The sequence below is a fragment of the Vibrio ichthyoenteri ATCC 700023 genome (assembly GCF_000222605.1).
GTDB lineage: Bacteria > Pseudomonadota > Gammaproteobacteria > Enterobacterales > Vibrionaceae > Vibrio > Vibrio ichthyoenteri.
In genome coordinates, this window is record NZ_AFWF01000268.1 from 1 (window position 1) to 5,351 (window position 5,351).

Consider the following 5,351-nt stretch of genomic DNA (forward strand, 5'->3'; position numbering starts at 1 on the left):
GATTCGAGTTATTGATGGGGCAAGTTTTTACGACCTTGCCACTGGTCGGAGAGATGCGCTTAAAGAATTGCACGAAGTCTTACCGAGAGTGATTGAGAAGGTGTATCAAGAGGAGTTGGAGGATGACACGTTTACGGTTAATGACATCCCCAACTATGCACAATATTTTGAGTTGGCTTACGGTGACTAATTAGTTATTTCTTCAATATCATTCAAAAGTCGAACAACTGAGCGACCGATAGCAGCAGCCATGTTGACGGGAACTGCATTTCCGATTTGCCTATAGATAGAGCCAATTGACCCTTGAAACTCCCATGAATCAGGAAATGTTTGTACCCTTGCATACTCTCTTGTTTGTAAGGGTCTTGTTTCTAAAGGGTGACATCGCTCAGTTTGTTTTTGTGCTGGTGATGTCGTGAGAGTTAGACTTGGCTCATCCATTGACAGTCTTCTAGCCATTCCTGTTTTACCACCACCTAAGAAGTAGCTAGCCTTCATGTATTCTCTTTGAAGTTCATCGCTTAAATCTCTCCAGTATCCACCAGGAGGTACTTGATCCATTATTTCCCTTTTTCTTTCAGGGTAAACCTGACCTAAAGATTTTGGAACATCTTCAGAATAGAGTTCGCCACTAAAAAAAGCATCTTTAAGAGTCATTACTCTTTTATATGGCGAGGGCCATTTATATGTTACGTGGTCTGAAAGTTCCTTTTTTATACCTACAAGTATCAATCTCTCTCGTTTTTGTGGGACTTTAAAAAAAATTGCTTTTAGAATTCTTGGTTCAACCAATACATATCCAAGTTCATCAATAATATTCCTGATGGTATTCATTGTTCTGCCATCATCATGAGTTAGCAGGCCTCTAACATTTTCAGCAACGAAAATATTTGGTTGAAGTTCTTTTACTGCTCGTGCGAACTCAAAAAATAAAGTGCCCCGAGTGTCTTCAAAACCCAGTTTTTTTCCTGCATATGAGAAGGCCTGACAAGGGAACCCCCCCGTTACAATATCTACTTTCTCTGAAATACTAGTAAAATCAACGTTGGCAATATCACCTTCAACGACATTCCAGTTAGGGCGATTGTACCTTAGTGTTTTACAGGCAGATTTATCAAGTTCATTAAGCATGACGCTATGTAATCCTGCTTGTTCCATACCAATAGCTAAACCGCCACCTCCAGCAAAAAGCTCTACAAGGTTGAACTGTCTTTTTGGCTTTGTTTTAAGTTCTCTATCCCAGTTACTTTCTTCTAGGCTTTTTATTTCTTGGTGCTCTTTTACTTGATCCTTGTGGATGAACGTTTTATCTGAATTTGGGAAATACGTTGGTTTGATTTTTCCATTCTTAACCCAGTTATCCAAAGTTCTTTTGGATTCAGAAAGAATGTCTGCTAGCAGTTCTAAGGTGTAATAATCTTTGTTATGGACATCAAGCATTATGACGCTTCCATCTATGAAAATGATGGGGTGGAGTATACATACTTTGGTAAGAAGGTCCAGTCTTTTGAAGGTTCGTCGAAGATGACTATGCGAGACCCATGTGAGACCAAAACAAGCCATATCAGATAATAGCCCCAGATAGGGGCTTTTTCTTTTCAGCGTAGAAGCAAAAAAAACCTATTGAGCGCGGAGCGCAATCTCGTCATTCCTTCGGTCTTTCAGGACGATTGTGTGTCAATGCGTGGGCGGCTTGTCCGTCCAACATTGTCCACATGAGTCCTTTCCTCATCCTTTCTTTTTTGTTCTGCTTTGCCACCTGCGATATACTTCCTTTATGTATTAAGCCAGCATACACAGAGTGCACTCGCTTCGCTCTTTTCTCTGTGAGCTGGAAAGGGGCGCTAACGCCCCCTTTACCCCAGTTAACCCCTTCGAAAAGTGACCTCGTTCCGAGCTAACTTTTCTCAGCGGTAAAGAGGAATGCCCGTGGAGAAACGAGAGAGAATTATCAAGATTCGTGCAACCGAATCGGAATACAACGAGCTGGTAGCTCGATGCCCCAAACCCCGACTTGCGGAATGGATGCGTGAGCATTGCTTGGGTACGAAAGTGCCTCGGGCTAATGCCGTTCCGAACGTTGACCCTGCGCTGCTGCGTCAACTTGCTGGAATGGGTAACAACTTAAACCAGATTGCGCGAGCCATTCACAGCCAAGAATGGAAGCCCGTTGATCGCGTTCAAGTCATTGCGGCTCTTGCGAGTATTCAGCGTGAGTTGGCTTCGATTAAATCGGAGAACATACACGATGATTGTTAAATTTCATGCTCGTGGCGCTGGGCGTGGCTCTGGCCCTGTTGAATATTTGCTTGGAAAAGATAGAAACCGTGACGGTGCAACGCTTGACCGCGGCGACCCTGACGAAATTCAGGCGCTGATTGATTCAAGTCCTTACGCCAAAAAATACACATCAGGCGTTCTGTCTTTCGAGGAGGCCGATCTCGATAGGCAGACCAAAGACAAGATCATGTCGAGTTTTGAAAAAGCGTTGTTGCCTGGTCTTGAGGCGGATCAGTATTCGTGTCTTTGGGTAGAACATCGAGACAAGGGGCGATTAGAGCTGAACTTTGTTGTTCCTAATGTGGAGTTGCAGACAGGTAAACGGCTACAGCCCTACTTTGACAAGGCGGATAAGCCCCGAATTAACGCATGGAAAACGGGGATGAATGCCAGTTTAAAACTGCATGACCCCGATGATCCGATTAACAAACGTGAATTGACCACTCCACGCAATCTCCCAGCCTCCAAACAAGAAGCCGCGAGAGCTATCACAGACGGATTGTTATCTCTCGCCGGCAACGGCGAGTTACGCACTCGAAAAGATGTGGTAAATGCCCTTGAGGGCGCAGGTTTCACCGTGGCAAGGCAGACCTCAAAAAGTCTCTCGATTGCCGATCCTGATGGTGGACGGAATATTCGATTGAAAGGGCAGATTTATGAGCAAGATTTTAAATTTGGCGCAGGACTTCGAGAAGAAATCGAAGCAGCAAGCGCACGATACCGAGCAACGTCTCAAGAGCGAATTCGAGAGGCACGAGAAGTTTATCGAACAGGCGTTGAGATCAAGCGAGCAGAAAATCAAAGACGATATAAGCGTCCAGAATCAACGCATGAGCGCGTTAGTTCTCAAAAGCTGGTTATGGATAGTCCTGACTATCGTTCTCGTTCTGGCAGCTTGCATGGGTGTGATTTGGTGGCAAGGGGAAATCATTCTGGCGAACCAACAAGAGATCAATCGTCAGAACGCCACGATAGAACGGTTAGAGAGGAACGGGGGCAAGATCCAGTTCAGCAATTGCGACAAACGTTTGTGCGCCCAGATAGACGAGAACGCGCCGACCTATCAGAACGGGTACAGGATTTTGAAAGGGTATTAAATCATGACAGAGCTAGAACAACAGCTATTGACCGCATTCGAAAACTTGCAGAGTCAACACGAGAAGCAACACAAAGACTTTGTGACGGCTTACAACAACTTGGCGCAAATGTTCGACACTACCTCGAAAGAGAACGCCACGTTACGCCAACAAGTCAGCAACTTGAGCGAGCAGGTCAACACCTTGAGCAATCAACTCCAGCAGTTGGAAAGGCATTACAGCACGAAAAATCGCTAGATCGTCACGTTAAAGGAATGGGCTTTAGCAGATAACATTTTTCTGTTGTTTCCCTAGTCTCGATAAGGCGTTACGATAGCCAGATAAAACAAAACCCCGATTCGTATCATCAACTTGGCGGAAGAAATACGAAATCAGGGTTCAGGAATAAATCCTAAAGCGAGTTTAACACATGGATCACCAAGTACAACCACTGAACCGCCATCTGCGCGGTGATATTTGAACCAATTAGCACTCTTTCAGGCGCGTTTACCTGTAAAGCCCTACCACACTGATGATTTAACGAACGGTTTGTCCATCGTTAAGGCTCAGCACGCTTTGAAATCTCGCTACATTCAGCCGAATGGACCGACACACAAATACTGGCTCGTTTTCGATGTGGATACGCCCACCGCGACAATGGGCTGGTACGATTCAGGCGCACCCGCCCCCAATATCATCGCGACCAACATTGAGAATGGACACGCTCATTTGATTTATGGGCTTGAGGTGTCGATCCGTACTGCACCCGATGGAAAGTCCAAACCATTACGCTACGCAGCGGCCGTAGAAAGCGCGCTGCGCGAAAAATTAGGGGCAGACATTGGGTATGCTGGGCTTGTCTGTAAAAACCCGTTAAACGCTCACTGGCGCGTTTCTACGTGGGAAAACAACCTCTACTCGCTGGACTGGTTAGCGGATTACCTCGATTTAAGCGCGTACAACAACCAGAAACGACTTCCAGATTATGGACTGGGGCGTAACTGCAACTTGTTCGAATATCTCTCCACATGGTCTTACAAAGCGATTCGGCAGGGTTGGCCAGACTACGAACAGTGGCTTGAAGCCTGTTTCACTCGTGCAATGGGTTACAACAAGCAGCAGTTCAAGCAGCCATTGCCTGAGAACGAAGTGAAACACACGGCAAAGAGTGTCGCGAAGTGGACGCACAAACACTTTAGCCCGTCAGCGTTCAGCGCATGGCAAGCCAAGCAGGGAGCGAAAGGCGGTAAGGTTTCGAAAGGTGGTGGTAGGAAAATGAATATTGATTCAGCAAGGCAGTCTAAGCCTTGGGTTGAGCTTGGGATTAGTAGAGCAACCTACTATAGAAGAAAAAGTGAACAATAAGGCAGCGGAAGTAAGGAGCGGAAAGTAAATTCTCTAATGATTTTTTTTTCATGTTAAGTGTATGATTTGTTTTTTTATCTTTAGCGTATACACACATATGGCGTTACTTAAATTTATCTCTGATGATGACTTGTTTCATGAAGTTCGGTTATTAGTTAAAAAGACCATAATAAAACGAAATAAAGCTGAAAAAGACTTCAACAAAAATGTAGTCGATCCTTTCTGTTCACTATTTGAAGCTCCTGCTTTTGCAAACCATGAAGCTTGGCGAAGTGCTGAGTTAATGCGACAAACCCAAAAGACAATCCAAAACCATGTGGGAACATTCCATCAACAAATTTTAGGTCATGTCGTGGGGTGGGAAGATTTAGGCGTTGGTGCTGTAGTAGATCTGAAAAACATAGATCGTAAAATCATTGCTGAGGTAAAGAATAAATACTCGACAGTAACAGGTGGCGATTTGTCGAATAAATACAAATCTCTTGAGAATTTAGTTAAGCCAAAGCACAGTGGCTTCAAAGGTTTTACTGCTTACTTCGTTCAAATTATACCTCGTAAGCCCGAGAGATATAATGAGCCATTTACCCCATCAGATAAGGAAACTGGAGATCTTTGCCCAGCCAATGACCT

General features: G+C 44.7%; 6 protein-coding genes. 5 read left to right on the forward strand and 1 reads right to left on the reverse strand.

Annotation, left to right across the window (positions count from 1 at the left end):
* On the forward strand, positions 1-190 hold a 190-nt coding region (locus RH85_RS22815; protein ID WP_039949294.1), incomplete at its 5' end, for an Eco47II family restriction endonuclease.
* Here RH85_RS22815 and RH85_RS17790 read toward each other — a convergent pair.
* Positions 187-1,440, reverse strand: a complete 1,254-nt coding sequence (locus RH85_RS17790; RefSeq protein ID WP_006714099.1) for a DNA cytosine methyltransferase — start codon at positions 1,438-1,440, stop codon at positions 187-189. The two genes, RH85_RS22815 and RH85_RS17790, sit on opposite strands and share 4 nt — an antisense overlap.
* Positions 1,441-1,923: 483 nt before the next feature.
* Between RH85_RS17790 and RH85_RS17795 the strand changes: the two genes are divergently transcribed.
* The 4 genes from RH85_RS17795 to RH85_RS17810 form a co-directional block, all read left to right on the forward strand.
* The gene (locus RH85_RS17795) at positions 1,924-2,259 is read left to right on the forward strand and encodes a plasmid mobilization relaxosome protein MobC (protein ID WP_039949295.1); all 336 of its coding nucleotides are present in this window, start codon (positions 1,924-1,926) and stop codon (positions 2,257-2,259) included.
* Positions 2,249-3,649 (forward strand): plasmid mobilization relaxase MbeA, encoded by a 1,401-nt coding sequence (mbeA, locus tag RH85_RS23815; RefSeq protein WP_006714102.1) that lies wholly within the window; start codon positions 2,249-2,251, stop codon positions 3,647-3,649. The genes RH85_RS17795 and mbeA overlap by 11 nt, the downstream gene beginning before the upstream one ends.
* A gap of 184 nt (positions 3,650-3,833) precedes the next feature.
* Entirely contained in the window at positions 3,834-4,721 is an 888-nt protein-coding gene (locus RH85_RS17805; RefSeq protein ID WP_006714103.1) for a replication initiation protein, read from the forward strand.
* Positions 4,722-4,818: 97 nt separating this feature from the next.
* Positions 4,819-5,351: Eco47II family restriction endonuclease (locus tag RH85_RS17810; RefSeq protein ID WP_039949297.1), on the forward strand; the 533-nt coding region annotated here is incomplete at its 3' end.